General features: G+C 30.0%; 28 protein-coding genes. 19 read left to right on the forward strand and 9 right to left on the reverse strand.

What is annotated here, in order from left to right; genetic code table 11:
- Positions 1–61 precede the first annotated feature (61 nt).
- The 7 genes from FHS04_RS02145 to FHS04_RS02175 all read left to right on the forward strand — a co-directional run bounded on the left by FHS04_RS02145 (position 62) and on the right by FHS04_RS02175 (position 3941).
- The gene (locus FHS04_RS02145; protein WP_106677760.1) at positions 62–841 is read left to right on the forward strand and encodes a tRNA pseudouridine synthase A; all 780 of its coding nucleotides are present in this window, start codon (positions 62–64) and stop codon (positions 839–841) included.
- A 160-nt stretch (positions 842–1001) separates the two neighbouring features.
- Positions 1002–1505, forward strand: coding sequence for a Dps family protein (locus FHS04_RS02150; RefSeq protein ID WP_027878990.1), 504 nt, complete (start codon positions 1002–1004; stop codon positions 1503–1505).
- Positions 1506–1551: 46 nt separating this feature from the next.
- Entirely contained in the window at positions 1552–2454 is a 903-nt protein-coding gene (locus tag FHS04_RS02155) for a mechanosensitive ion channel family protein (RefSeq protein ID WP_027878991.1), read from the forward strand.
- A 48-nt stretch (positions 2455–2502) separates the two neighbouring features.
- Positions 2503–2661 (forward strand): DUF1328 family protein, encoded by a 159-nt coding sequence (locus FHS04_RS02160; protein WP_027878992.1) that lies wholly within the window; start codon positions 2503–2505, stop codon positions 2659–2661.
- Positions 2662–2756: 95 nt separating this feature from the next.
- The gene (locus FHS04_RS02165; RefSeq protein ID WP_027878993.1) at positions 2757–2996 is read left to right on the forward strand and encodes a DUF2746 domain-containing protein; all 240 of its coding nucleotides are present in this window, start codon (positions 2757–2759) and stop codon (positions 2994–2996) included.
- Positions 2997–3022: 26 nt separating this feature from the next.
- The gene (locus FHS04_RS02170; RefSeq protein ID WP_169558268.1) at positions 3023–3178 is read left to right on the forward strand and encodes a hypothetical protein; all 156 of its coding nucleotides are present in this window, start codon (positions 3023–3025) and stop codon (positions 3176–3178) included.
- Between the two features lie 82 nt (positions 3179–3260).
- Positions 3261–3941: a DUF2461 domain-containing protein gene (locus tag FHS04_RS02175; protein WP_106677757.1), complete on the forward strand. Its 681-nt coding sequence runs from the start codon at positions 3261–3263 to the stop codon at positions 3939–3941.
- A gap of 6 nt (positions 3942–3947) precedes the next feature.
- On the opposite strand, the gene FHS04_RS02180 is transcribed toward FHS04_RS02175, so the two are convergent.
- On the reverse strand, positions 3948–4364 hold the full coding sequence (locus tag FHS04_RS02180) for a glyoxalase (protein WP_106678297.1): 417 nt from the start codon (positions 4362–4364) through the stop codon (positions 3948–3950).
- Positions 4365–4482: 118 nt separating this feature from the next.
- Between FHS04_RS02180 and FHS04_RS02185 the strand changes: the two genes are divergently transcribed.
- Both FHS04_RS02185 and FHS04_RS02190 read left to right on the forward strand, forming a co-directional pair.
- On the forward strand, positions 4483–5370 hold the full coding sequence (locus tag FHS04_RS02185; protein WP_106677753.1) for a DUF72 domain-containing protein: 888 nt from the start codon (positions 4483–4485) through the stop codon (positions 5368–5370).
- Between the two features lie 3 nt (positions 5371–5373).
- Positions 5374–5763: an acyl-CoA thioesterase gene (locus tag FHS04_RS02190; RefSeq protein ID WP_027878998.1), complete on the forward strand. Its 390-nt coding sequence runs from the start codon at positions 5374–5376 to the stop codon at positions 5761–5763.
- 9 nt (positions 5764–5772) lie between these two features.
- Here the strand turns inward: FHS04_RS02190 and FHS04_RS02195 are convergent, their stop codons facing one another.
- Positions 5773–6060, reverse strand: coding sequence for a DUF3817 domain-containing protein (locus tag FHS04_RS02195; RefSeq protein ID WP_106677750.1), 288 nt, complete (start codon positions 6058–6060; stop codon positions 5773–5775).
- Between the two features lie 200 nt (positions 6061–6260).
- Here FHS04_RS02195 and FHS04_RS02200 point away from each other — a divergent pair, with 200 nt between their 5' ends.
- Entirely contained in the window at positions 6261–6716 is a 456-nt protein-coding gene (locus FHS04_RS02200) for a cold-shock protein (RefSeq protein WP_027879000.1), read from the forward strand.
- A 62-nt stretch (positions 6717–6778) separates the two neighbouring features.
- On the opposite strand, the gene FHS04_RS02205 is transcribed toward FHS04_RS02200, so the two are convergent.
- The gene (locus FHS04_RS02205; RefSeq protein ID WP_106677747.1) at positions 6779–7582 is read right to left on the reverse strand and encodes an energy transducer TonB; all 804 of its coding nucleotides are present in this window, start codon (positions 7580–7582) and stop codon (positions 6779–6781) included.
- A 198-nt stretch (positions 7583–7780) separates the two neighbouring features.
- Between FHS04_RS02205 and FHS04_RS02210 the strand changes: the two genes are divergently transcribed.
- Together FHS04_RS02210 and FHS04_RS02215 are read left to right on the forward strand one after the other, a co-directional pair.
- Positions 7781–8587, forward strand: coding sequence for a helix-turn-helix domain-containing protein (locus FHS04_RS02210; RefSeq protein WP_181256110.1), 807 nt, complete (start codon positions 7781–7783; stop codon positions 8585–8587).
- 98 nt (positions 8588–8685) lie between these two features.
- The gene (locus tag FHS04_RS02215; protein ID WP_027879004.1) at positions 8686–9114 is read left to right on the forward strand and encodes an FKBP-type peptidyl-prolyl cis-trans isomerase; all 429 of its coding nucleotides are present in this window, start codon (positions 8686–8688) and stop codon (positions 9112–9114) included.
- Positions 9115–9843: 729 nt separating this feature from the next.
- On the opposite strand, the gene FHS04_RS02220 is transcribed toward FHS04_RS02215, so the two are convergent.
- From FHS04_RS02220 to FHS04_RS02235, 4 genes are all read right to left on the reverse strand, one after another.
- The gene (locus FHS04_RS02220; RefSeq protein ID WP_106677741.1) at positions 9844–10908 is read right to left on the reverse strand and encodes an alkene reductase; all 1065 of its coding nucleotides are present in this window, start codon (positions 10906–10908) and stop codon (positions 9844–9846) included.
- 130 nt (positions 10909–11038) lie between these two features.
- Positions 11039–11470 carry a PepSY-like domain-containing protein gene (locus tag FHS04_RS02225; RefSeq protein WP_106677737.1) on the reverse strand — a complete coding sequence of 144 codons (432 nt, stop codon included), beginning with the start codon at positions 11468–11470 and terminating at the stop codon, positions 11039–11041.
- Between the two features lie 5 nt (positions 11471–11475).
- Positions 11476–11841 (reverse strand): hypothetical protein, encoded by a 366-nt coding sequence (locus tag FHS04_RS02230; RefSeq protein ID WP_106677734.1) that lies wholly within the window; start codon positions 11839–11841, stop codon positions 11476–11478.
- A gap of 165 nt (positions 11842–12006) precedes the next feature.
- Positions 12007–14844 (reverse strand): M16 family metallopeptidase, encoded by a 2838-nt coding sequence (locus FHS04_RS02235; protein WP_106677731.1) that lies wholly within the window; start codon positions 14842–14844, stop codon positions 12007–12009.
- 125 nt (positions 14845–14969) lie between these two features.
- Between FHS04_RS02235 and hpf the strand changes: the two genes are divergently transcribed.
- Positions 14970–15275, forward strand: a complete 306-nt coding sequence (gene hpf / locus FHS04_RS02240; protein WP_027879009.1) for a ribosome hibernation-promoting factor, HPF/YfiA family — start codon at positions 14970–14972, stop codon at positions 15273–15275.
- Positions 15276–15327: 52 nt separating this feature from the next.
- Here the strand turns inward: hpf and FHS04_RS02245 are convergent, their stop codons facing one another.
- Both FHS04_RS02245 and FHS04_RS02250 read right to left on the reverse strand, forming a co-directional pair.
- Positions 15328–16443, reverse strand: coding sequence for a DEAD/DEAH box helicase (locus tag FHS04_RS02245; RefSeq protein WP_106677727.1), 1116 nt, complete (start codon positions 16441–16443; stop codon positions 15328–15330).
- 41 nt (positions 16444–16484) lie between these two features.
- The gene (locus FHS04_RS02250) at positions 16485–18044 is read right to left on the reverse strand and encodes a DEAD/DEAH box helicase (protein WP_106677725.1); all 1560 of its coding nucleotides are present in this window, start codon (positions 18042–18044) and stop codon (positions 16485–16487) included.
- Between the two features lie 105 nt (positions 18045–18149).
- Between FHS04_RS02250 and FHS04_RS02255 the strand changes: the two genes are divergently transcribed.
- From FHS04_RS02255 to FHS04_RS02280, 6 genes are all read left to right on the forward strand, one after another.
- Positions 18150–18962 carry a DUF1853 family protein gene (locus tag FHS04_RS02255; RefSeq protein ID WP_106677723.1) on the forward strand — a complete coding sequence of 271 codons (813 nt, stop codon included), beginning with the start codon at positions 18150–18152 and terminating at the stop codon, positions 18960–18962.
- An 84-nt stretch (positions 18963–19046) separates the two neighbouring features.
- Positions 19047–21353 (forward strand): type IA DNA topoisomerase, encoded by a 2307-nt coding sequence (locus tag FHS04_RS02260; RefSeq protein ID WP_106677721.1) that lies wholly within the window; start codon positions 19047–19049, stop codon positions 21351–21353.
- The gene (locus FHS04_RS02265) at positions 21343–21930 is read left to right on the forward strand and encodes a pseudouridine synthase (RefSeq protein ID WP_106677719.1); all 588 of its coding nucleotides are present in this window, start codon (positions 21343–21345) and stop codon (positions 21928–21930) included. Before FHS04_RS02260 ends, FHS04_RS02265 begins: the two co-directional genes overlap by 11 nt.
- A 71-nt stretch (positions 21931–22001) precedes the next feature.
- Complete coding sequence (locus FHS04_RS02270; RefSeq protein WP_106677717.1) at positions 22002–23273, forward strand: mechanosensitive ion channel family protein; 1272 nt, start codon at positions 22002–22004, stop codon at positions 23271–23273.
- 58 nt (positions 23274–23331) lie between these two features.
- Positions 23332–24018 (forward strand): TetR/AcrR family transcriptional regulator, encoded by a 687-nt coding sequence (locus tag FHS04_RS02275; RefSeq protein ID WP_036226918.1) that lies wholly within the window; start codon positions 23332–23334, stop codon positions 24016–24018.
- Entirely contained in the window at positions 24011–25678 is a 1668-nt protein-coding gene (locus FHS04_RS02280; protein ID WP_106677715.1) for a peptidase domain-containing ABC transporter, read from the forward strand. Before FHS04_RS02275 ends, FHS04_RS02280 begins: the two co-directional genes overlap by 8 nt.
- Position 25679: the final 1 nt, after the last annotated feature.

Below are 25679 nucleotides of genomic sequence, written 5' to 3' on the forward strand. Positions count from 1 at the left end.
GATATACAATTTATAAAATTTTTGCCAATTGAAATGTAATAACTTATTTTCGGCATTAATTATGAAAAAGAAATTTTTTTACGTTATCACCATTCAATACTTAGGCTATCGTTTTCACGGTTGGCAAAAACAACCCAATGTAAAGACGTTACATTTAATGGTAGATCGTACTTTAAATTTCATTTTAAATAAAAAACCATTTAAAACCTTAGTTTCTGGTCGTACTGATGCTATGGTTAGTGCAGAAAACGCTGCTTTTGAGTTGTTTTTAGAAGAACCTATTGAAGATTTTAAAGCGTTTTTAGAGCTATTTAATTACAATTTACCTCAAGACATTCGTGCTAAATCTATAAAAGAAGTAGATAATAAATTTAATATTATTCAATCTTCAAAAACAAAAGAATACATATACATTTTTGCATTTGGTGGTAAATTTCATCCGTTTTGTGCACCAATAATGACTACTATTTTAGATCCGTTGAATATTGAAGTGATGAAAGAAGGCGCAAAACTTTTTGAAGGTAGACATTATCTAAAAAGCTATTGTTTTAGACCAACAGATCATGGTGTTTACGAAAGAGAAATTGATACTTGCGAAATCGTAGAAAACACACTTTACTCTGCAAATTTCTTTCCGGAAAAGACATATATGCTTCGTGTTAGAGGTAAAGGTTTTATGCGTAATCAAATACGATTAATGATGGGTGCATTAATCAATTTAGGTAGAGGAGAACTTACTTTAAACGACATTAAATCTAGCTTAACACCCGAAAACACTGTTGCTATAGATTATGTAGCTCCTGCATCTGGACTTATTCTTCATAAGTTAGAGTTTGATTAAACTGTTAATCCTTTTAACACCTTCTTTTTTTCTTAACACAATTTTATGTTAAAAGGCTAAGCTATTAGTTAAAGCTAGTTAAATGGCTAGTAATCAATATTGTTTAATTGTAATTTAGAACTGTTAAACAAAATAAACAACCCAAAATATAATATTGATTATGAGTTATTTGAATATGCAAGATGAAAAATTATTACCAGTAGTAATGGATTTAAATACATTATTATCTGACTATCATATGTACTACCAAAAACTAAGAAGTTTTCACTGGAATATATTAGGAAAAAACTTTTTTGACCTACATGAACAGTTTGAAGACATGTATAATGACGCACAAATTAAAATTGATGAAATAGCTGAGCGAATTTTAACACTTAGACATCATCCTGTTAGTAAATTTAGTGATTACATTAAAATAGCTACTGTACAGGAGGAAAGCGCTATGATTTCTGACCAAAAAATGATAGAAACTCTTTTAAACGACCACAAAATTATTTTAGCGCAAATGTCTAGTGTTATAGATTCTGCTGAAAATGCAGGAGATGAAGGTACAATTGATTTAGTTGGTGCATATATAAGAGAATTAGAAAAAACCAGCTGGATGTTAAATGCTTGGACAAAAAAGTCTACAGAGCAATTAAAGGAAGAAGCAGTAGCTAGCTAATATTTTAGCAATTTAGATACAGTACTAACCTTAAAAATTTAACATTATGAAAGATCAATTATCCGAAGCATATAATTTATTGATAGATAAATTAGAAGGCTGGTTTAATATAATAGTAACCAATATACCAAACTTAATTTTAGCAATCTTAGTATTATTTGCCGCATATTTTGTTTCAAAATATGTAAACAAATATGTAAGCAAGCTAATGGCTAGAAGAGTAGAACAAAACTCTATAACTAATATGGTAGGACGCATTTCTGCAGTAGTTGTAGTATTAGCTGGATTATTTTTAGCCTTAGGTATATTAAATCTTAGTAAAACATTAACCTCATTATTAGCTGGTGCTGGTGTTGCTGGATTAGCAATTGGATTAGCATTACAAGGTACATTATCTAACACCTTTGCGGGTATTGTATTGTCTTTTAGAAAGAAAATACAAATAGGACATTGGGTAGAGACCAATGGATTTTCTGGAGAAGTTATGGATATTAACCTTAAAGATTTCACCTTAAAAGAAGCAGATAATAACATTGTAGTTATTCCTAATAAAAAGATTTTAGAAAATCCACTAAAAAACTACACACTAACTACAAAAATGAGAGTGTTTTTAGAGTGCGGTGTTGGATATGAGTCGGATTTAGAACAAGTAGAGCAATTAACTAAAGAAACAATCTGTAATACTTTTGATCAGATAGAAAAACCAGAAGATGTAGAGTTTTATTTTACAGAATACGGATCAAGTTCAATCAACTATTTATGCAGATTCTGGATTGATGCCGAAAATGCTCTAGAAAAATTAAGAGCAAAAAGTACAGCAATTATAGAAATTAAAAAAGCATACGATAAAGCGGACATTAACATTCCGTTCCCTATCAGAACACTTCAATTTGATAATAAATTATCATTTGAAGCACAAAATTTAGAGAAACAATTCTCTAACAACTAAAAGCAAAGTGCTGTTAGTTTATTAATAACCATTTAAAACCAAAAAATTATGTTACGTTGGACAATCACATTTATCATTATCGCAATTATAGCCGGAATCTTAGGATTTGGAGGCGTTGCAGGAGCAGCTGCAGGAATTGCTAAAATCTTATTCTTTGTCTTTTTAGTATTATTTGTAGTATCACTATTAAGAGGAGCAACTAGATAAATACTAGTCAACTAATCAGTTACTTAAAATAATTTAGAAGCAAAAATAAGCTAGCTGATTAGTTCTATTTATTAACCAATAAAAACCAAAAAATGATGAAAAAATTAGTATACACCTTCTTAATCTTGTTCTCACTAACCACAGTGTTTACAAGTTGTAGAGAAGAAAAGAAAACACCAGAAGAAAAAATTGAAGAAACTATGGATGAAATGCAAGACGACATTGATGAAGCTTCAGACGATGTTAAAGATGCAATGGAAGACGTAGAAGATGAAATTGAAGAAGTTAAAGAAGAAAGCAAAGCAGAAGTCGAAGAAATGACTGATGAGCAATAAATATTAACCACTTAAAACCAAATATTATGAAATTTACTTTAAAAAAATCTATTTATGCATTTATTTTAATGTTCTCATTAGCAGCAGCATTTACATCTTGTAGAGAAGAAAAATCTACAGGAGAAAAAGTAGAAGATACTGTAGAAGATGTTGCAGATGATGTAGAAGATGCAGTAGATTAATAACTACATAAATTGCTATGAAACAAAAAAACCTCAGTTTAAACTGAGGTTTTTTTGTAATTTTAATAAAAATTAAATCTTAATGAAATCGACTATATCTAAACACGTATTCACATTTTTAAAACAACTAGAAAAAAATAATAATAGAGATTGGTTTAATGAAAGAAAACCAGAATTTAAAACTATAGAAAAGGAAGTAAAAGCGTTTAATGAGGAATTATTTACTCTAATTAATAAACATGACCAAGTAGATAAGTTAAAGCAGTTTAGAATATATAGAGATGTAAGGTTTTCTAAAAACAAACAACCTTATAAAACCCATTTTGGTTGTTCCTTTAATCGTGTAAAACCTAAACTTAGAGGTGGATATTATATTCATATTCAGCCAAATAACGAAAGTTTTATTGCTACAGGGTTTTGGGATCCAAATAAAGAAGATTTACTACGCATTAGAAAAGAGTTTGAAATAGACGATCAAGAGATGCGCGATATTTTAAACGATAAAAGCTTTTCAACTATTTGGGGAGATTTTAAAGGAGACAGCCTTAAAACAGCACCAAAAGGATTTGATAAAGAACATCCAGCAATAGACTTAATTCGTCGTAAACAGTATATTTTTACTAAACCGTTTACAGACAATCAAGTTTTATCAGATAACTTTATAAATGAAGTAGATACAGCATTTAAAGCCATTCGTCCATTTTTTGATTATATGAGCGATGTCTTAACAACAGATTTAAATGGAATATCAATAATTGATTAACCTCAATTAAACCGCAGATAAATATTTAGGCTTTTCAAATAATTGAATATTACTTTGTAAACGTTGTTTTACAATATTCATCATACGTTTATTTAGCGAAGACGAGTTTTTTATATACGTCAAATATTCATCTACTGTAAATTGACCAATCACCATACCTTTAAGGCTGTTTCTAAACTTAATGTCTTTATGTATAGCATTTTCAATATAATTTAAACGCTTTTCTAATGTCAATTGATAAAATACATTTTTATGTTTTGCAATGTAGTTTCTAAAAACCTCAATAAATAAATCATTTTGCAATTTAATTACTGGTCTTAACGTTTCATTTTGAAAGCGTTCTTCACTACTCATTGTTTCATTAATAATAATACTTTCAATAATTGGTCTTGCAGTTAACAGTTGTTGATCTCGTGTAGTCATGATAGTAATTTTATTAAAATTATCGATAAAAAATAGTAATACAGACATAGTAAAAAATTGTTTTTAACGGTCTTATTAACAATCTATAAATTGTAATTTTGAAGTAAATATGTATTAAATGAAATTTGGAAGCGTTACTAACCCAGAAGATATAGATTTTACTTTACCTAATGACCATAAAGACACAAAACGTGTGCTTAATTTAGTTAAAGATGATAATGAACCAGAAATTTATGTTGGCTGTGCTAAGTGGAACAGAGCAGATCTTAAGGGTTTTTATCCAAAAGGCACAAAAGACGAATTGGAGTATTATTCTTCACAATTTAATAGTATAGAACTTAACGCTACATTTTACCGTATTTTCCCACCAGAACAATTTAAGAAATGGAGAGAAAAAACACCATCAAATTTTAAGTTTTTTCCTAAGCTAAATCAAGAAATTAGTCATTGGAAACGTCTTAACGAAGTTAAAGAAGTTGTAGATAACTATTTATATTCTGCAGTAAATTTACAAGAAAAGTTAGGCACTATCTTTTTGCAAATGCATAATAATTTTGCGCCAAAAGATTTTAATCGTGTTGTTAATTTTATTGAAGATTGGCCAAAAGAAATTCCCTTAGCAGTAGAGTTTAGACATACAGATTGGTATAACGATCCAACTGTTTCAGAAGAGTTATTTCAACTTTTAGAAACTAATAACATATCAAATGTTATTGTTGATACAGCTGGAAGACGCGATTTAATGCATATGCGATTAACCAACCCAACTGCTTTTGTGCGTTACGTTGGCGCTAATCACCCTACAGATTATACACGACTTGACGATTGGATAAAACGATTAAAAACTTGGAAAACACAAGGAATTAAAGAGATAGACTTTTTTATACATCAAAACATTGAAAAAGAATCACCTTTACTTTCAGCATATTTTATAAAACAATTAAATGCAGAATTAGGCGCTCAATTAAAAGTCCCTAACGAAGCTCAACAACAAAATTTATTTTAGCCTATGAGATTTCATACAAGAAAATGGGTAAAACCAGAAGACTTAAATCCAAACGGTACTTTGTTTGGTGGTAAATTACTAGCTTGGATTGATGAAGAAGCAGCACTTTACAGCATAGTACAATTAGAAAACAATAAAGTGGTTACTAAATACATGAGTGAAATTAACTTTATGAGTAAAGCAACCGAAGGTGATATTGTAGAGATTGGTATTGATGTTAAAAAGTTTGGTGGCACATCGCTGACACTTAAATGTGAAGTACGTAATATGCGTACACGCGAAACTATTATTACCGTAGAAGATATTATTATGGTAAATTTAGGTGAAGATGGAAAACCTAAACCGCACGGAAAAACACAAATAGAATACGTTAAAGACCGATTAAAAAAGTAGGAGAGAAGCCTACTTTTTTTTAGCTAAAAACTTTTTGTCTACGTAAAAAGTCCCAAAAGGAATTAAAGAAGCAACAAGTACAACTAAAAACGTACGGTTATTCCATTTTTGCTCTGGTTTTAACAACACAGCCAAAGCAATGTAAGCTACAAACAATAACCCATGTGGCATACCTAAAAGCTTAACATATGTAGGATCGTTTGCAAAATACTTTATAGGTGTTGCAATAAAAAGTAATAATATATAAGATACACCTTCTAATAAGGCGATAATTCTGAAAATACTAAGTAAACTCATTCAAAAAATTTTAAACAAAAATAAACCCTGAAACTTAATTAACCGAAAAAATATTAAATAAATTAACCGTATATTTGTATACTCATTTATAGCAAGTAATTCTTTCTAATTCTTTACTTCACTAACTATTCAGAATTTTTAAGCGTATCGCATTAATTACTTTCTTTTAAATGAAATAATTAAAAACTTAAAATACGCGAATGGCAAAATCACAACAAACATTTAACAAAAGTGAAAAAGAAAAAAAACGTTTAAAAAAGCGAGAAGATAAACGTAAAAAAATGGAAGCTCGCAAAGCCGAAAAAGAAGCTAATGGTGGTTCTAACGGTATACAATTTGCATATGTAGATCATAACGGAAATTTGGTAGATACACCACCAGATCCAGATATGAAAAAGAAAATAGATTCTGAAGAAATTGTACTTGGTGTACCAAAAAAGGAAGAAGGTGAACAAGAAGATCCTATAAGACAAGGTAAAGTCTCTTTTTTTGATACATCTAAAGGTTTTGGATTTATTATCGATTCTGAAAATAATGAAAAATATTTTTGTCACGTAAGCGGACTTAAAAGTCAAATAGCTGAAAATGACAAAGTATCTTTTGAACTAGAAAAAGGTATGAAAGGCATGAATGCTGTTAACGTTACTAAAATATAACACTACATAAAATATTAATAAAAACCTCTTTAAAATTAAAGAGGTTTTTTATTTGAAAAAATCTAACAACCCATTAACCCAAAAGAAATAACTAACTCTTGGTCAACAGTGTTACCGTTTTCATCTTTTGCTGGTGTCCAAGTACTAGGTAAATCTTTCAATAATTTAATAAGTTGCCTATCAACTTTTGGGTAGTTAGAACTATGGTCCAAATGTATGTTTTCAATATCTCCTGTTTTGGTTACAGTAAAGTATAGTTTACCTGCTTTTAGCTGTTTAGGATCAACATCTTGTCTAACTGTTTCGGTTTGGTCTTTAAAATAGGCTTTTAATGCTTTAAAACCTTCAGAATATTGCGCTTGCACGTCAGGTACAATGGTATGATGTGGTGTAGAGTAGTTATAACCGCCAGAATATTTATCTATAAATTCTGTTCTAAAAACAATATTGTCGCCATAATCTAACGTTTGTAAGTAATTAAGTTGTTCTGTAGTAAAAGTTGTAGTTGTTCCGGCTAAATTTAAATCTTGTTGTCTATCGTTAACCACTTTTAGTAATCGTACAGCTTGTAAAGTTTTCATACTGTTTAGTGTTTCTATGTCGTAAACATCTTTTAGTTTTTTTGCATTAATGACTACTGATTTTTTAATGGGCATAAAACGTGTGCCAATTTCATAGATAAAATCTTCAAAGACTTCATTTTTAATAATTGGATCGTGTTCCTTAGGTCCATAAATTACGTCTTCAGTTTCAGTAGTGGTTATTTGCGTTGGTGCAACGTCTTTAATGTCTTTTTTAAAAACGGTAAACGCTGTTAATACAAACGCAATAATTACTATACCAAGGATTAAAATTTGTTTTTTCATAACTTTAAATTTAATGATTAATGAGATTTAAAAAATTTGATATTATAAAACTATAGCGATAAGCCGTTAAAAGTGTCAAAAAAGTGTAAAAGAAGTGTCAACTGTTGTAAAATCTCATAAAAATGTATGTTATTTACAATACTTATGAAGTTAACTCGCCTATTTTTAAAACCTATAATCGTACTAATTTTGGTTAGTATGGTATTACAATCTTGCACAAAAACACAAGAACCAGCAACAAACCAAGTAGTAAAAATAGCTTTAAGAGATGTTGGTCACCAACTATTATTAAGTAATCAAGACAGCACAACGGTAGTACCGCCGATACAAGATTTGGGCGATAACCATTACCAATTACAATTTAATACACGGTTAAGCATACATCCTGATAGTTTAGTACAGCAAGTAAAAACAAGTTTTAAAAAAGCTAATTTACCTAATAATTATATTACCGAAGTACAGCGTTGTAGCGATAACCAAGTAGCGTATAGCTACCAAATGAAACAAGATATAGAACAAGGTATTGTACCTTGTAGCGGCAGAGCTTTAAAACAAGATTGCTACACTATAACCGTAGCTTTTTATACAATAAAAACCACAACGTCTTTTGCTTATTATACTATACCGTTAGCCTTATTAATTATAGGATTATTATTGTTTATAAAGTTGAGATCTAAACCCAAAGCAATAAGACAACCTATAAGTACAAATGCTAAAACTATTGGTAGTTATACCTTTTATCCAGAACAAAACAAGCTAATTAAACAGGCTAAAGTAATTACTTTATCTAAAAAAGAATGCGAGCTTCTTAGCATTTTTATAGCACAACCAAACCAAGTTATTAAACGCAAAACTTTATCTAAACGCGTTTGGGAAGACCATGGTGTTGTAGTTGGTAGAAGTTTGGATACTTACATTTCTAAACTGCGTAAAAAACTACAAGAAGACCAAAGTATTAAACTAACCAACGTACATGGTGTTGGTTATAAGTTGGAAGTGGAGTAGTGGTCTACCGTTGAAAATCTAAAGTATTTCTTAATTATTCGTCAAACCAATATAAGAGCCATACCTTTGTAACTATTTACAAATTATAAACAAAAATTATGAGTAAAGTAAAAGCAAACGATACTGTAAAAGTACATTACACAGGTAAATTAACCAATGGGCAAGTGTTTGATACATCGGCAGAAAGAGAACCGTTACAAGCACAATTAGGACAAGGACAATTAATACCTGGTTTTGAAAACGCTTTAATTGATATGGCAGTTAACGAAAAGAAAACTGTAACAATAGCCAAAGCAGATGCTTACGGAGATGTGCGTACAGAATTGTTTCAAAAAGTAGCAAAAGAAGAATTACCAAAAGAAATTACTCCAGAAGTTGGCATGGGCTTAGTTGCATCTGCACCAGATGGATCACAACAACAATTACGTGTAGCAGAAGTTAATGAAGATCATATTGTTATAGATGCTAATCATCCATTAGCTGGTCAAGATTTAATCTTTGATTTAGAAGTTGTTGGTATAAACTAATATATTATTAGTCATTTCGAACGCAGTGAGAAATCACATAATAAAAGAATCTATCAACAATTAGATTTATAATGAAAAACGCTTTAGAACATTCTAAAGCGTTTTTTTATGATAAAATTTGTCTAAAAAAATAAATTCTGTATCTAGTGCGAAATGACAAATAATAATTATGTAAAATAGAATTAATAAAAAAAAATGATTTGTTATAATTAATCCTTTAAATTACTATTTTTCTAATCGCTGAGAATCGCGTATTTAAAAATTTATTGTCAGTTGTACAGAATATTAAAATTATGAGAATTATGAAAAATGACTATTTTTTATATTTATTAAAGTCATTTCGAACAATGTGAGAAATCACATTATTTCTAAAATTAAATTTTATGATAGTTTCACTGATTAGTTGATTTATTATATCTTAAGATATAGATTCCGCATTAAGTACGGAATGACAATTATATTTATTTTGGATTGAAAATATTTAGCTTTAATAATCATTTACGATATAAGTCTAAAGACATTATATCGATGACTATGTAAAATAGCACTTCGTGCTATTACGCTAATTATTACAAATGTTCTATAATTTATATTATGTAAAATAGAAATTTAATATTTGTACTCTATAATTATAATTTATAAGAATTAAAAAACGCTTAGATTGCACTAAGCGTTTTAAAACTAATTAATCTAAACTATTAATCGTATAAAATTCTAAGGGATTCACTTTTAATAATCTGTATAACCTTCTTTTCCTGGTGTGTAAAACGTATCAGGATTTGGGTCTTGTAATTCTTTATGATTTTTAAATCTTTCAACTAAATCTGGATTTGATATAAATGGTCTACCAACGTAAACTAAATCCATACCTTCATTTAAAACTTTTTGAGCATCTGCTTCACTAACAACGCCACCACCAGAAATTACAGTACCTGCGAAACTTCCTTTAATGGTTGCTTTAATATCTGTTTTAAATTCTGGTGCGCCCATTGCTGTATGATCTACAATATGTATGTAAGCTATATCTAGTTTTTTAAGCTCTAAAGCCAAATAGTTGTATAGCTCTACTAAATCGTCATAGTCATACTGTACGTCTCCGTTAGCACCGTATGGTGAAACACGTATTCCAACTTTATCACTTCCAATAGCAGCAACTACTTTTTCTGTTGTCTCTAGCACAAAACGAGCTCTGTTTTCAAAATTTCCACCGTAATTATCATCTCTAACGTTTGATTTTGGATTTAAAAACTGCTCTAATAAATAGCCGTTTGCAGCGTGTAATTCGATACCATCAATTCCTGCATCTATTAATTTTTTAGCGCTATTAACAAATTCGTTTTGGGTGCTTTCTATATCTTTTAATGTCATTGCTCTTGGTGTAGTATGTGGCAACATTCCTTTTGTATCGGTATACATTTCGCCATCAGCTTTTATTGGACTTGCAGATAAAACTTCTCCACCATCAGGAATATTTTCATCTACAGCCATTCTTCCGCAATGCATAAGTTGTACAAAAATTTTACCGTTATTTTTATGTACTCCTTTTGCTATTTGTTTCCAGCCTTCAATTTGTGCAGGACTAAAAGCGCCAGGAATACGCGCATAACCAAGCCCATTGACTGAAGGAGAAGTTCCTTCACTTATAATTAATCCTGCTCCTGCTCTTTGACTGTAATATTCTGTCATTAAATCATTTGGAATATTATCTATTGCTCTGCAACGCGTCATCGGAGCCATTACTATTCTATTTTTAAGCGTTGTGTTTTTTAAATTGTAATCGTTATATAAAGTCATGTTTTAAATTTTTTATTAAAAATAAATACCATGGAAAATATTTCCAAGTGATTTAACTTAATTTTATAAGTGTTTTACATATGTATATATTGAAAGGTTGAGTGTTTAAATTAGTTTAATGACATATAAATTAATTAATGATTTGTCCATTTTCTCTAAATTCTACATCTTTATTTTTACCTTTTTGTTTAAATTCTACATCATAAAATATGCCTTTTGTTGCACTTTGCACATATTCTACTTCTGTTATATCTTCATCTTTAAACTTGTTGTTAATTACTTGTTTGATTGCTTTCGGCAGATCTTCTTTATTAATGCTTAATTCTGTTTCAATCCAATTTCCTTTAGGCGAAAAATCTGCACGGTATTTTTTTCCATCTTTTTTGAAATGTGCCTCAAAATTTCCATGTGAATCTTTTTCCCAATTCGGATTTTTTTCACTTGGATACTTATTTTTAAAAGCTGTCTTTACGGTTTTAGGCACTTGCCCATTTACTGTGTTATTACAACTTATAAATAAAATGACTAGTAAAAGCAAACTTGATGTTTTAAGTAACTTCATAATTTTTATTTTTTATTAATGGTTTCTAATGGCTGAATATCATCTTTAATCTGCTTATAAACATCTAATTGAATTGATGTTAAAATATCTGCCATTTCTGCAGTTTCTTCACGCTGCATATTGTATAATTTGGCTAATTTGGTTTTTCCTGTGAAGTTATTTTCTATTTTATTTCTTGTTATTAAAAACTCCTCTACTTTCTTTTCAAACAGCATAAATTGTTTGGTGGTCATTTCTAATTGTTTGTCGTATGCTTTAGCAATTTCTGTAGCTCTTTTATCTAATTTTTCAGAATGTTTTTGAGTGAAAGTATCTTGTGCAAAAATTGATGTGGTAATTAAAAATGCTAAAATGGTAAGTATCTTTTTCATAACTGTAATTTTTTGGTTTACAATAATATACTTTGATTTAAAGGCATTGTCAAATCATTTAAGCAAACTTTAATATTTAACTATAAAGGTTTAACAGTTATTAATATTTAGAAATAAAAAAAAGGCGCAACCTAAGTTGCGCCTTTTTACTAATATATTTTATGGTTATAGCTTATTACCATAAATATCAAGTTCTATAACAGGTTTACCAAGCTTTTTAACTTCTTCAAACTGTGTAGCTTTATCACCAACGACTAAATAAGTTAAGTCTTCTTCATCCATATATTTATTAATAATTGACTTGTAGTCTTGCAGTGTCATGTTAATTAACTCTTCTTGATTTTTATCAAGGTAATCCTCTGCTCTATCGTATTTACTTATTTGTCTTAAAATGCCTAATTGTGCACCTAAACTTTCGTATGCTCTTGTGTTTCCTTTTAAGATTTTGTTTTTAGTAAGTTCTACTTCATTTTCTGAAAAGCTATTTTCATAATCTTTAACCATATTTTTAATAATTTCTAAAGATTTTAAAGTAGCATTAGCACGTACGCTTGTTCTGATTGTAAATGGACTAATAATATTAGCTTGCGAAATACTAGAATATGCACCGTAAGTATATCCTTTACCAATTCTTAGGGTTTGGAATAACCTTCCGCTAGAGCCTCCACCTAAAATTTCGTTAGCAAAATCTAAGTTATTAGCATCTTCATCTTTACCAGATAAGGCTAGTTTACCTATATATAATACAGATTGTTTTGCGTTTGGAACATCTACAAAATATAGTTTTCCTGCAGTGTCATTTGTTTTAACATCAGCTTCTGGAATAGAAACCGCTACTCCTTTCCATTGGTTTAATGGTTGAAGTGCTGCAACAGTTTCGTCTTTATTAACATCTCCAGCAATATGGAAAGTAGCTTGACTTGGTACTAAATTTTTGTAATAACTTTTCATGTCTTCCATAGTAATGTCTTTAGTGCTTTGTAAAGTACCAGAACTTGGGATACCGTAACGGCTATCTTCGCCATATAACAATTGACTGTAAACATTGCTTGCAATAGCATTTGGATTAGCTTCACGTCCTTTTAAATTTGTTTCTAAAGCTTGTTTTAGACGGTCAAATTCTTTGTCGTCCCAACGTGGTTCTAAGATAATCTCTTTAACTAGCTTAATAGTTTCTTCAAAGTTTTTAGTTAAACATGATCCAGCGATATGAAAATCTTCATCACTGCTATACATATATATATTAGCACCTAACAATCCAATAGCTTCTTCTAAATCTGCAGGAGATTTTGTTGCAGTACCTTGCATCATTACATCACTAAATAAGCTAGCAACACCTTCTTTTCCTTTTGGGTCTAAAAGTTGTCCGCCTGGAATTGTAATATCAAACTGAACTAATGGAACTTCTGTATTTTCTATACCATATAAATCCATACCGTTAGCTAATTGACCTTTCCAAATGTCTGGAGATTTAAATACTGGTAATTCTCCAAAAGGTGGCTCACTTCTATCGTATTTACTTGGTGTTTTTTCGTAAACAGCTTCTTCTCCTTGACTTACTTCTTCGTTAGCAACGTTTTGCTTTACTTCTTCAATCCAAACTTCTGCTTCTTTGCTATTTGTTACTGCCAAGTCTATTTGGTTTTTAGGCACGAAACTGGTCATTAAGTAGTTTTTGTTTTTAATGTATTTATTATATACACGCATAATGTCTTCTGCAGTAACAGCGTTAGTTAAATTTGCTGTTTTTGTAATGTAGCTTGGATCACCACCAAACTCGTTATCTTGCACTAATTGAAATGCTTTATTTAAAACCGTACTAACACCTTGATATAACTGTGTTTCTAGCTCTGCTTTAATACGTTTTAATTCTTTTTCATTTACACCATTTGATTCAAAACGTTTTAAGCCTTCTTCTATAGCAACTTTTACGCTATCTAAATCTGTATTGGCATTTGCACGAACTCTAAATACAAATTCTCCTGCAAGTTCACTACTGCTTTGGTAAGAGCTAACTCCTGGAGCTAATTTTTCTTCTTCTACAATAACATTATATAAAGGCGATTTTTTACTTCCGCTTAATATTTGTCCTAAAATATTTAAAGCATAAGTGTCCTCATGATATTCTTTAACTGTAGGGATTACCATACGTAATTCTGGTAATTTTGCAAAGTTATCTTCAAAGTACAATGCTTTAACACTATCTAATTTAACAGGTTCAAAATTTAACTCTTCAACTTCTGGTCCGCTTGGTATTTCTCCAAACCATTTTTTTACTAGTTTTTTAGTTTCTTCAACATCAATATCACCTGCAATTACTAAAGATGCATTACTTGCGCCATAGTATTGATTATAAAACTCTTTAACATCTTCTAATGTGGCTGCTTGCAAATCTGGTAAAGACCCTATTACTGTCCAACTGTAAGGATGTCCTTCTGGATATAAATTTTTTCTAATAACTTCATCTGTATATCCATAAGGAGAGTTATCTACACGTTGACGTTTTTCATTTTTTACAACTTGTTTTTCACGCTCTAAAGCCTCTTTGGTTACCGTATTAATCATGTATCCAAAACGGTCTGAATCTATCCATAATATTTTTTCAAAAGCGTCTTTTGGCACCACTTCGTAATATACGGTACCGTCACTCCATGTTCCTCCATTACGGCTTCCGCCCCATTCTGGAATCATTTTTCTGTTAGCGCCTACAGGTACATTTTCAGAGTCGTTAAAACTCATATGTTCAAAAAAGTGTGCAAATCCTGTTTTACCTGGTTTTTCTCGGTTAGATCCAACATGCATCATGGTTGCAACAGCAACAATTGGATCTGAATGATCTTCATGAAGAATAACTTCTAAGCCATTATCTAAAGTGAATTTTTCATAATCAATTTTAAAATCTACAGCAGTATCTGCTTTAGATACTTGCGTTTTTGAGTCTGAATTGTTGCATGAGATAAATGCAAATACAGACAAAACGGATAAAGTTTTTAAGAGTCTCATTAAATTATATATTTGATTGAAGTCTAAAGGTAAACAATATTTAATTGTCATAAATTTTTAATAAAACGATATGAAAAAAAATCTATTTTAATTATCTTTAAAAGGAACTTTAATACCAAAACAATATGGATATAAAATTTGAATATGACAATGTAAAGGCTAGTAAGGCTTTAGAAGAATACACAACAGAAAAAGTTCAAAAACTTTTTAATAAGTATGAATTTTTAGTTAGAGCTGATGTTTTTTTTAAAGTAGAAAATACTAGTGATGATAAAACAGGAATGATATCTAGTATTAGATTAAGTGCTCCAGGACCTAGATTATTTGCTAAAGACAGTAAAGATACTTTTCATAAAAGTGTAAGTGAAGCTGTTAGAGAATTAGATAATCAATTAGCTAAACGAAAGGGTAAAATGAAAACCCATCATTAATACATAACTATAAAAAAAGCGACCAAATAGGTCGCTTTTTTTTGCTATATTATTAAACTGTTATTTGTTTCATTTTTATACCTAGTGCTTGTTCTACCTTAGTCACCTCGCTGTGTTCACTTGGTAAAATTAAAGCAATTGAAACTCCTTTTTTACCGCCTCTTGCTGTCCTACCACTACGATGTGTATAATATTCTAAATGTTCTGGTAGTTGATGATGGATAATAAAACTAACATCATTAACATCTATACCTCTAGCCGATACATCTGTAGAAATTAAAAATTGTAAAGATTCGTTTTTAAAAGAACGCATAACCTTATCTCTATCTTTTTGGGTCATATCGCCTTCTAATGCATCTACATTAAAACCTTCTACTTGTAATTGATGCTTTAAAGCTTGTGCTCCTGCTTTAGTACGTGTGAAAATGATACCACGTTCTTCTGCTCTTTCATCTAAAATTTGCATGATTGTACTTGCTTTTTGATGAATTGAAGTTTCTATAAAGAAGTGGCTTATATTTTTATTGACAATACTATTTCTGTCAATTTCAATACGGATAGCATTATCTGCAATGTATCTTTTTACGATATCTTTTAAATCTTTAGACATTGTAGCACTAAACAACCAAGTATTTTTTTTGCTTTTTATAGCGTTTAGTATAGTTGTTAAATCGTTTTTAAAACCCATGCTTAGCATTTCATCTGCTTCGTCTAAAACAATTGTTTTAATGTTAGATAAATCTACAGCATCACGCTGCATTAAATCTACTAAACGACCAGGAGTAGCCACAATAACATGTGTAGTTCGCGCTAAATTTTTAAGTTGTATATCTATCTTTTCTCCACCATAAACAGGTTCTACAAAAGTTTGGTTTGTATTATACTTAGTAAACTTAAAAAGTTGTTTTTTTATCTGTTGAACTAACTCGCGAGTTGGAGATAAGACTAATGCTTGAACATGACTTTTTTTAGGGTCAACTTTATGTAGTAAAGGTAAACCGTAAGCTGCAGTTTTACCAGTACCTGTTTGGGCTAAACCAACAAAGTCTGTATTACTGCTTAATAATATAGGTATGGCTTGTTCTTGAATTTCGGTTGGTGTTTTAATACCAATCTCTTTCAAAGATTTTGTATAATTTTTATCTAAGCCTAAGTCTTTAAAAGTCATATTGTTTTATTTGTAGTCGTTAGACTTGTTAATATATTAATTTATTCTTCTTCTGGAGGAGGAAAACCATGAATTTCTTCATAGATCTCGTCAAATTCAGATCTTATTTTAGCATTTAATTTTTTACGGTAATCGTCTTTAAGCCAATCTACAAAGTTATGTGTACTTTTACTAATACATTTTGTGTATCTACCAATTCTGTAATCAATATCATCTCCTAAAAGCTTTGCTAAAGCTAAGGCGTCCCACATATCTTCACTATTTTCTACACAAATATGAGCATGCTGTGCGATAGAGCGTTCTAATACTACTTTAGAGCTTTCTCCTGCTCTAATTGAGTTTATATAGGTTTTTTTGATATCAAAATATACATGCTCTGAGTTTTTAAACTGCTCACGCATGTCATCTGGCATTTCGTATTTAAAATTATTTTCAAGTTCTTCATCACTTAAAATACCATCTAAATAATAGTTTGGAGAACGGAAAATTTTATGCCAATCTAAATCTGCGCCCCATGCCCCAAAACGATGTACGTTATTACCTAAATCTATAACGGTAAACTTGTCTTTTTTATCTAAAATACGAGATCCACGACCAATCATCTGATAGTATAATGTTAATGATTTTGTCGCACGGTTTAGCATGATACAATCTACTGTAGGTTCATCAAAACCAGTAGTTAAGATACTTACAGACGTTAAGATAGCATCTGGTGTTTCTTTAAACCATTTTAAAATAGCTTTACGCTCTTTTTTTGTATTGTTATTATCAAGATGAGCAATTTTATAACCAGCACGTCTAAAGGTATCGTAAACATGCAGAGATGTATTAATACCGTTATTAAATATTAATGTTTTCTTACCTTTACAACGCTCTTCATAAGCTTGTAAAAGCTTAGTTAACATGTCTGTATTGGTATATAAATCTTCTGAAGATTTTACAGTATAATCACCATTAGCACCAACAACTAAAGATGTTAAACCTACATTATAGCTATAGATTTCGGCACGTGCTAAAAATTCATTTTCTATAAGAGATTGTATGGTTTCTCCTACAATTAATTCATTATAATTATCCTTCATAGGAAGGTTAATATTACTACTTAATGGTGTTGCTGTAACACCAAGTATAAATGAATTATCAAAAAACTTAAATAATTTGGTAAAACTATTATAATGTGCTTCATCAATAATAACTAAACCTATATCTGAAATATCAAGTTTATTATCATTTAAACGGTTATTTAAAGTTTCTACCATTGCTACAAAACAATTATAGTCACCTTGATCACTTAAATCTGCTTTACTATCTATAACTTTGTTTGACACACCAAACTCAGACAACATTCTAGAGGTTTGTCTACAAAGCTCTATACGATGCGTCATTACTAAAACTTGTTTTTTTCTAGTTTTAAGATATTGTCTAACAATTTCAGAGAAGATTACTGTTTTACCACCACCGGTTGGTAATTGATAAAGCAAGTGATAATTATCTGGTGCTTCTTCAAAACAAGTAAAAATCTTGTCTATAGCTCCTTTTTGATAATTATATAAACTTTTCCCTTCTGTACGTTCTTGTAATTCTTGTGTTTGGACTGACATTAATTAATAGTTCTATAAAATTTAAGATGTGCAAAAATACAATGATAATAGACTTATGACGAATAATTAGCGAAAAAAATTTATTGATTACATTTATCCCTTAATATGACAAGAATAATTGAAAATTATAAAGATAACTTTAGTGGTTTTTTTAATACACCACATTTATTTAACTCTGAAGTTTTTGGGATTACACCTTTTACTAAAACCTTACCACAACAATTTGTTTTTACAAAGCTGATAACTAAAAAGTTAAGACTAGGACAATTAGTAGAGCATTTTGTTTTTGAAGAGTTAAAACAATTTAAATCAATCAAATTATTATCAGAAAACCTTCAAGTTATAAATAAAAATAAAGTAACAATTGGAGAGATTGATGCTATTTATTTGGATGAAGAGAAGCCATTTCATCTAGAAATTCAATATAAATTCTACCTTTTTGACACCACTGTTGGAGAGACAGAAATTGAGCATTGTATTGGACCAAACCGTAAAGATACTTTAGCACAAAAACTAAAAAAGCTAAAAGACAAGCAATTACCACTACTCTATTCTAACACAACAACACCTTACTTAGAACAACTAAATCTAAAACCAGTAGATATAAAACAGAAAATCTATTTCAAAGCTCAAATTTTTATGCCTTATAGCAAAAATATCATGCTTAAAACACTAAATAATGATTGTGTTTATGGCTTTTATTTCAACTATAATAACTTAGAAAATTTTAAACACTGTAAATTTTATATTCCTAAAAAATTAGATTGGTTAGTAGATGTAAACCCAAATGTAAACTGGAATAACTATGAGCAAATGCTTCCTCAATTAAAAACATTCTATAAAGAAAAATACGCGCCAATGCTTTGGTTAAAATTTCCAAACGGAGAAATTAAAAAAAGTTTTATGGTTTGGTGGTGATTAACCGTTAATAACTTAGTCATAAAACTCCTTCCAAAACTTAACAATTTCATTTAATTTGCAACACTAAATTTTTTAATCTAAATGAAAGTCTGTATAGCCGAAAAACCTAGTGTAGCAAGAGAAATTGCTCAAGTCTTAGGCGCCAAAACCAAACGTGATGGCTACTTTGAAGGTAATGGTTATGCGGTAACTTACACGTTTGGTCATTTATGCACACTAAAAGAACCTAACGATTATAAACCCTATTGGAAAAGTTGGGATTTAAACAACTTACCCATGTTACCTGATAAGTTTGAAACCAAAGTATCAAACGATTCTGGTATTAAAAAACAATTCAAAATAGTAAAATCCTTATTTGATAAAGCAGACGTTGTAATAAATTGTGGTGATGCCGGTCAAGAAGGAGAATTAATACAACGTTGGGTTTTAGACCAAGCCAATTATAAAGGTGAAGTTAAACGATTATGGATATCTTCTCTTACCACAGAAGCCATAAAAGAAGGTTTTGAAAAATTAGAAGCTAGCACAAAATACGATAACTTATACTATGCTGGGTTTTCTAGAGCAATTGGCGATTGGCTTTTAGGGATGAATGCTACGCGTTTATACACCGTAAAATATGGTGGTTACAAACAAGTTTTATCTATTGGTCGTGTGCAAACACCAACGCTAGCCATGGTTGTTAACCGTTGGAAAGAAATAGAAAACTTTAAACCACAACCTTATTGGGAACTACAAACGCTTTATCGTGATACATTATTTAGCTACGAAGAAGGACGTTTTCTTAAAATGGAAGATGGCGAAAAATTAGCTAACATTGTTAAAGAACACGATTTTGAAATTGTAAGCATCACTAAAAAGAAAGGAAATGAATTTGCTCCAAAACTGTTTGATTTAACAGGTTTACAAGTGTATTGCAATACAAAATTTGGCTTTTCGGCAGAAGAAACTTTAAAAATAGTTCAAAAGTTATATGAAATGAAAGTGGTAACCTATCCACGTGTAGACACTACATTTCTTCCAAACGATATTTATCCTAAAGTACCAGGGATTTTGAAAAACTTGACTAATTACAGTCAATTAATTCAGCCACTTTTAGGTCAAAAAATTAAAAAATCTAAAAAGGTTTTTGACGATGCTAAAGTAACCGATCACCATGCGATAATTCCAACAGGTGTACAAACCAATTTGCAGTACAATCAGCAACAGGTTTACGATATTATTACCAAACGTTTTATAGCGGTATTTTATCCAGAATGTAAAGTCTCAAACACAACCGTAATTGGTAAAGCAGAAGCTGTAAACTTTAAAACTACAGGTAAAGAAATTCTTGAAAAAGGTTGGCGTGTTGTTTTTGAAACAAATGACAAACCAACTAAAGAAACTGGCATTTTGCCCACGTTTGAAAAAGGCGAAAAAGGTCCGCATGAACCTTCTTTTTTAGAAAAAGAAACCAAGCCACCAAAACAATTTACGGAAGCATCATTACTTCGTGCAATGGAAACCGCAGGTAAACAAGTAGATGATGACGAGTTACGTGATTTAATGAAAGAAAATGGTATTGGTCGTCCATCTACAAGAGCCAATATTATTGAAACGCTGTTTAGACGTAAATACATAAAACGTAATAAAAAACAGGTATTGCCAACGGTTACCGGTATTCAGTTGATTGATTTAATTCAAAATGAATTATTAAAATCTGCAGAACTAACAGGTCTTTGGGAAAAACAACTAAAAGACATAGAAAAAGGTGAATATAGCGCTGTAGCATTTATCAATAACATGAAAAAAATGGTAGACCATTTGGTGTACGAAGTTAGAACAGAAAAGGTTCAAGCTAAATTAAGTTATACTAATAATAAACCAGCCAACGCCAGCAAATCACCATCTAAAAAAACTTCAAAAAAAGGTATTGTAGGTAAAACATGTCCAAAATGTAAAAAAGGACAATTATTAAAAGGAAAATCGGCTTACGGTTGCACATTATATGGAAAAGATTGTGATTTTGTTTTACCTTTTGAATATGCTTCAAAAAAAATATCAGAAAATCAATACAAACGCTTATTAGATAAAGGATCTACTGTAAACCTAAAAGGATTTAAGGTTAATGAGGCTTCTGTTGAAGGTTTGCTTCGTTTTGATGATAATTTTAAATTAAAATTAGAGCCTAAAAAAGAAATTTCCGCGAAAGCGACAAAAACAAATGTAGAAGAAAAAACTTGTCCTAAATGTAAAAAAGGTACAATTATAAAAGGAAAAACCGCTTACGGTTGTAGCGACTATAAAAATGGTTGCGATTTCAGGTTTAGCTACGATTTAATTAGGGAGAAAGCAAAAGGACAGCAACTAACTAAAGAGTTGGTTTTTAAAATTTTAAATGAAAACTAAACACCAACACTTTAAAATATATAAACCTTATGGAATGCTTAGTCAGTTTGACAGCAATGCTAAGCATGAGCAAAAAAAACGCTTTTTATCAGAGCTTGGTACATTTACAGATGGTACAATGCCAATTGGCAGATTAGATAAAAAAAGTGAAGGTTTATTACTATTAACTACCGATGGAAAATTGAGTAATCACATTAACCAATCTGGAATAGAAAAAGAATACTATGCTTTGGTTGATGGCGCAATTTCCTCGAAAGCGATACAAGATTTACAAACTGGAGTCAAAATTGGTTTTGACGGAAAGAAATACGATACAAAACCTTGTAAAGCTAAAATTTTAGAATCTACTCCTAACCTACCGCAACGTACTAAAAAAATACGAGACGAGAGACATGGACCAACTACTTGGATATCTATAACTTTAACAGAAGGTAAATTTAAACAAGTTAGAAAAATGACTAGCGCTGTTGGCTTTCCTACATTAAGATTAGTCCGCGTTAGAATTGGTAATATTCTTCTAGAAAATATGAAATCTGGAGATGTAGCTTTATTAGAAAATTTACCAGAAATACTTTAACGTATCTTTAATTTATTTAGTTGTTTAAATAATCAAAAACTCTGTACTTTTGCTTGTTACAAACAATCAACATGAATAAATATCAACACTTTTTTTACAATTATTTTAAAGAATTAAGTTTTACAGACACTTCTGCAAAATACATGAATATGCTTATGCTATTTGTAATAGCTTTGGTAGGTATATTTATTGTCGATTTGATTGTAAGAACGATTCTAAGATTTATTTCGGCAAGAATTGCTTCTACTACAAAATCTAATTTTGACGATTTATTAATTTCTAATCGTGTTCCTGCTAATACGGCGCATGTGCCTGCTTTATATTTAGTGCATGAGAGTATTCCGATTGTTTTTCATGACTTTGAAAACCTTCATATTGTTCTTGAAAAAATAACTACAATCATTGCTATAATTTTAGGTCTTTGGATAGTTAGAAGCTTATTAAATACTTTAAAAAGTTATTTTAAAACTCTGCCAAGACTTAAAGATAAACCAATAGATAGCTATATACAGGTCTTTATGATTTTTGCTTGGTCTGCTGGTATTTTATTAGCAATAGCTGTTGTAATAGAGTTGTCGTTAACAAAGTTTATAGCAGGATTTGGTACAATATCTGCCATTATCTTATTAATCTTTAAAGACACTATTTTAGGTTTTGTAGCAAGTATTCAAGTCGCTATAAATGATATGGTTAGAATTGGAGACTGGATAACTTTTGAAAAATATGGTGCAGATGGTGAAGTAACCGAAATTAATCTAGCAACGGTTAAAGTACAAAACTGGGATAATACCATAACCACAATACCTACTTATGCCATGATTTCAGATTCTTTTAAGAACTGGCGTGGTATGACAAATTCTGATGGTAGACGTATTAAAAGACATATGTTAATCAAGCAAAATTCTATTAAATACTTAACTGATGAAGATATAGAGCGTTTAAAAGGTATTCAAATTATAGAAAGCTACCTAACTAATATGCAACAAAAAATAGAGCAATATAATACAGCTAACAATGCAGATAAGTCTTTATTAATTAATGGTAGAAATCTAACTAATGTAGGTGTTTTTAGAAAATTTATACAAACCTATTTAGAACAACACTCTGCGATAAATGACCAAATGTTATTGATGGCAAGACAACTACAACCTACTGCAGAAGGTATTCCTATAGAAATTTATTGCTTTAGTAAAGATAAGCGTTGGCAAAATTACGAGTATGTTATGAGTGATTTATTTGATCACTTTTTAGCAGCAGTACCTTATTTTGATTTAGAAATTTTTGAATTTCCAGATAATTCAACTTTTAAAAGTCTAAGTAACAAGGGAAAAGTTAATTTATAGTTAACTAATTTCAAAACCGATAGTAATACTATTAAATTTGCAAATAAATAGATGTTATATGCAAAAGTTACTATCTAATTTAAAAATTACTATTAACGAGAATATCTTTCTAAAAGATCCAGAGTCTTCAGATTTAGGAAAACGTATTGTTGAAAACAGCATTTTATTAATTGACGAAATAGGTTTTGACGATTTTACTTTTAAAAAATTAGGAGCCAAAATTGGCTCTAATGAAAGTAGTATATATCGCTATTTTGAAAATAAACATAATTTACTAGTCTATTTAGCATCATGGTATTGGAGCTGGACAGAATATCAATTAGTATTTGCTATAAACAATATTGCAGATCCTTTAAAAAAATTAGACTTAGCTATAGAAGTTTTGACAAAGACTACAACCTTAGATAGTACTTTTAAACATATAGACGAAGTTGTTTTAAAACGCATTATTATTAACGAATACAGTAAGTCTTATCTAACAAAACAGGTCGACTTGGATAACGATGAAGGTTACTTTTCGATTTACAAAAGACTAGTAATTAGGCTTAAAGAATTAATACAAGAAGCAAATAAAGACTATAAATATGCTTTTTGTTTAGCTAATACAGTTATAGAAGGATCTTTACATCAGCAATATTTAAAAGATCATTTTAAATCCATTTCTGGATTAAAACCAAATGAAGCTCCGACAGAATTTTATAAAGATTTAGTGTTTAACACTTTAAATATTTCACCTAATGAGTAAAAAAATATTAACAGCATGGCAACGCTTTATCAACCTATTAAAGCTTGACAAAAAAGATTTAAAACAAGTTTTTTTCTACGCCATTTTTGCTGGATTAGTTAACCTATCTTTACCTTTAGGTATTCAGGCAATTATTAATTTGTTACAAGCAGCTCAAGTAAGTACATCTTGGATTGTTTTAGTCATTTTAGTAACCTTAGGAGTCATATTTGTTGGTGTTTTACAATTAATGCAAATACGAATAATAGAAAATATTCAGCAAAAAATATTTACAAGAGCATCTTTTGATTTTGCATATCGATTACCAAAAATTAAAATGAGCGCATTAAGAGGTTATTATCCTCCAGAACTAGTAAATCGTTTTTTTGATACCGTCATTGTACAAAAAGGATTGGCTAAGATTTTAGTAGATTTTCCTGCTGCTATACTTCAAATTATTTTTGGCCTATTACTACTATCATTTTACCATCCATTTTTTATCATCTATGGTGTATTACTAATAGTACTAATGTATATTGTATTTAAATATACTGCAGAAAAAGGCTTAAAGACAAGCATAAAAGAATCAGACCACAAATACCGTGTTGCACATTGGTTAGAAGAAATAGCAAGATCTATAGTTAGTTTTAAACTTTCAGGAAAAACAAATTTAGCGCTTTCTAAAAACGACCAATTAGTCACCGATTATTTAGACGCAAGAGAATCTCACTTTAAAGTACTGGTTATGCAATTTATTCAATTAATTGGTTTTAAAGTCTTAGTAACTTTTGGGCTTTTAGTTATTGGTGGTGCATTGGTTTTAAATCAGCAAATGAATATTGGTCAATTTGTTGCTGCCGAAATTATTATTCTATTAGTAATTAATTCTGTAGAAAAATTAATACTTGGTCTAGAAACGTTTTATGATGTACTTACTTCTATTGAAAAATTAGGAAAAGTAGTTGATAAAGAATTAGAGCCACAAGATGGAGAGATTATAGATTTTGATAATAAAGAATTCAATTTAGAATTTGAAAACATCTATTACGAAGTACCTGATAAAGAAACACCTATCCTACAAAATATTAACCTTAAAATTAATAATAAAGATAGAATTTTAGTTAACGGTACAAATGGATCTGGTAAAACAAGTTTATTAAAACTAATATCTGGCATCATTCAACCAACAAAAGGAAATGTTTTTGTTAATAATCATTCTCTTGTTAGTTTAAACCTTAATCAATATCGTGCTCATTTAGGGCAAACACTAGAAGAAGAAACTCCTTTTGAAGGTACGTTAAAAGATAATATTACTTTTGGTGATCCGTCAATATCAAAGTCAGACTTAGATTGGGCAATACAAAGTGTAGGATTATCTAATTATGTTAAGCACTTACCAAAAGGTTTAAATACTATTTTACGTCCAGAAGGAAAAGAAATCTCTTACACTACAGCTAAAAAAATCATTTTAGCAAGAGCCATAATAAAAAAGCCAAAACTATTAGTTTTAAAGGAACCATTAGATCATTTTGATCAAAAAGAAGCGTCAAAAATAATAGACTTTTTAATAGACAAAAAGCATGATTGGTCATTAATTGTTGTTAGCCAAAATCAACTTTGGGAAAACAAATTAAGTAAAGTAGTATCATTAGATAACGGTCAAATAATTAACAATAAATAAG

Origin of the sequence: Mesoflavibacter zeaxanthinifaciens subsp. sabulilitoris, from assembly GCF_014191595.1 — a bacterium.
Lineage (GTDB): Bacteria > Bacteroidota > Bacteroidia > Flavobacteriales > Flavobacteriaceae > Mesoflavibacter > Mesoflavibacter zeaxanthinifaciens.

Coding starts and splice junctions, on each gene's coding strand:
- FHS04_RS02210 (WP_181256110.1), top strand. CDS start 7,781: ATGGTATTACAATCTTGCACAAAAACACAAGAACCAGCAACAAACCAA.
- FHS04_RS02195 (WP_106677750.1), bottom strand. CDS start 6,060: ATGAGTTTACTTAGTATTTTCAGAATTATCGCCTTATTAGAAGGTGTA.
- FHS04_RS02180 (WP_106678297.1), bottom strand. CDS start 4,364: ATGACTACACGAGATCAACAACTGTTAACTGCAAGACCAATTATTGAA.
- FHS04_RS02275 (WP_036226918.1), top strand. CDS start 23,332: ATGCAAAAGTTACTATCTAATTTAAAAATTACTATTAACGAGAATATC.
- FHS04_RS02170 (WP_169558268.1), top strand. CDS start 3,023: ATGAAATTTACTTTAAAAAAATCTATTTATGCATTTATTTTAATGTTC.
- hpf (WP_027879009.1), top strand. CDS start 14,970: ATGGATATAAAATTTGAATATGACAATGTAAAGGCTAGTAAGGCTTTA.
- FHS04_RS02250 (WP_106677725.1), bottom strand. CDS start 18,044: ATGTCAGTCCAAACACAAGAATTACAAGAACGTACAGAAGGGAAAAGT.
- FHS04_RS02260 (WP_106677721.1), top strand. CDS start 19,047: ATGAAAGTCTGTATAGCCGAAAAACCTAGTGTAGCAAGAGAAATTGCT.
- FHS04_RS02155 (WP_027878991.1), top strand. CDS start 1,552: ATGAAAGATCAATTATCCGAAGCATATAATTTATTGATAGATAAATTA.
- FHS04_RS02235 (WP_106677731.1), bottom strand. CDS start 14,844: ATGAGACTCTTAAAAACTTTATCCGTTTTGTCTGTATTTGCATTTATC.
- FHS04_RS02220 (WP_106677741.1), bottom strand. CDS start 10,908: ATGACTTTATATAACGATTACAATTTAAAAAACACAACGCTTAAAAAT.
- FHS04_RS02245 (WP_106677727.1), bottom strand. CDS start 16,443: ATGACTTTTAAAGACTTAGGCTTAGATAAAAATTATACAAAATCTTTG.
- FHS04_RS02270 (WP_106677717.1), top strand. CDS start 22,002: ATGAATAAATATCAACACTTTTTTTACAATTATTTTAAAGAATTAAGT.
- FHS04_RS02205 (WP_106677747.1), bottom strand. CDS start 7,582: ATGAAAAAACAAATTTTAATCCTTGGTATAGTAATTATTGCGTTTGTA.
- FHS04_RS02215 (WP_027879004.1), top strand. CDS start 8,686: ATGAGTAAAGTAAAAGCAAACGATACTGTAAAAGTACATTACACAGGT.
- FHS04_RS02255 (WP_106677723.1), top strand. CDS start 18,150: ATGACAAGAATAATTGAAAATTATAAAGATAACTTTAGTGGTTTTTTT.
- FHS04_RS02160 (WP_027878992.1), top strand. CDS start 2,503: ATGTTACGTTGGACAATCACATTTATCATTATCGCAATTATAGCCGGA.
- FHS04_RS02265 (WP_106677719.1), top strand. CDS start 21,343: ATGAAAACTAAACACCAACACTTTAAAATATATAAACCTTATGGAATG.
- FHS04_RS02150 (WP_027878990.1), top strand. CDS start 1,002: ATGAGTTATTTGAATATGCAAGATGAAAAATTATTACCAGTAGTAATG.
- FHS04_RS02200 (WP_027879000.1), top strand. CDS start 6,261: ATGGCAAAATCACAACAAACATTTAACAAAAGTGAAAAAGAAAAAAAA.
- FHS04_RS02145 (WP_106677760.1), top strand. CDS start 62: ATGAAAAAGAAATTTTTTTACGTTATCACCATTCAATACTTAGGCTAT.
- FHS04_RS02190 (WP_027878998.1), top strand. CDS start 5,374: ATGAGATTTCATACAAGAAAATGGGTAAAACCAGAAGACTTAAATCCA.
- FHS04_RS02175 (WP_106677757.1), top strand. CDS start 3,261: ATGAAATCGACTATATCTAAACACGTATTCACATTTTTAAAACAACTA.
- FHS04_RS02280 (WP_106677715.1), top strand. CDS start 24,011: ATGAGTAAAAAAATATTAACAGCATGGCAACGCTTTATCAACCTATTA.
- FHS04_RS02225 (WP_106677737.1), bottom strand. CDS start 11,470: ATGAAGTTACTTAAAACATCAAGTTTGCTTTTACTAGTCATTTTATTT.
- FHS04_RS02165 (WP_027878993.1), top strand. CDS start 2,757: ATGAAAAAATTAGTATACACCTTCTTAATCTTGTTCTCACTAACCACA.
- FHS04_RS02185 (WP_106677753.1), top strand. CDS start 4,483: ATGAAATTTGGAAGCGTTACTAACCCAGAAGATATAGATTTTACTTTA.
- FHS04_RS02230 (WP_106677734.1), bottom strand. CDS start 11,841: ATGAAAAAGATACTTACCATTTTAGCATTTTTAATTACCACATCAATT.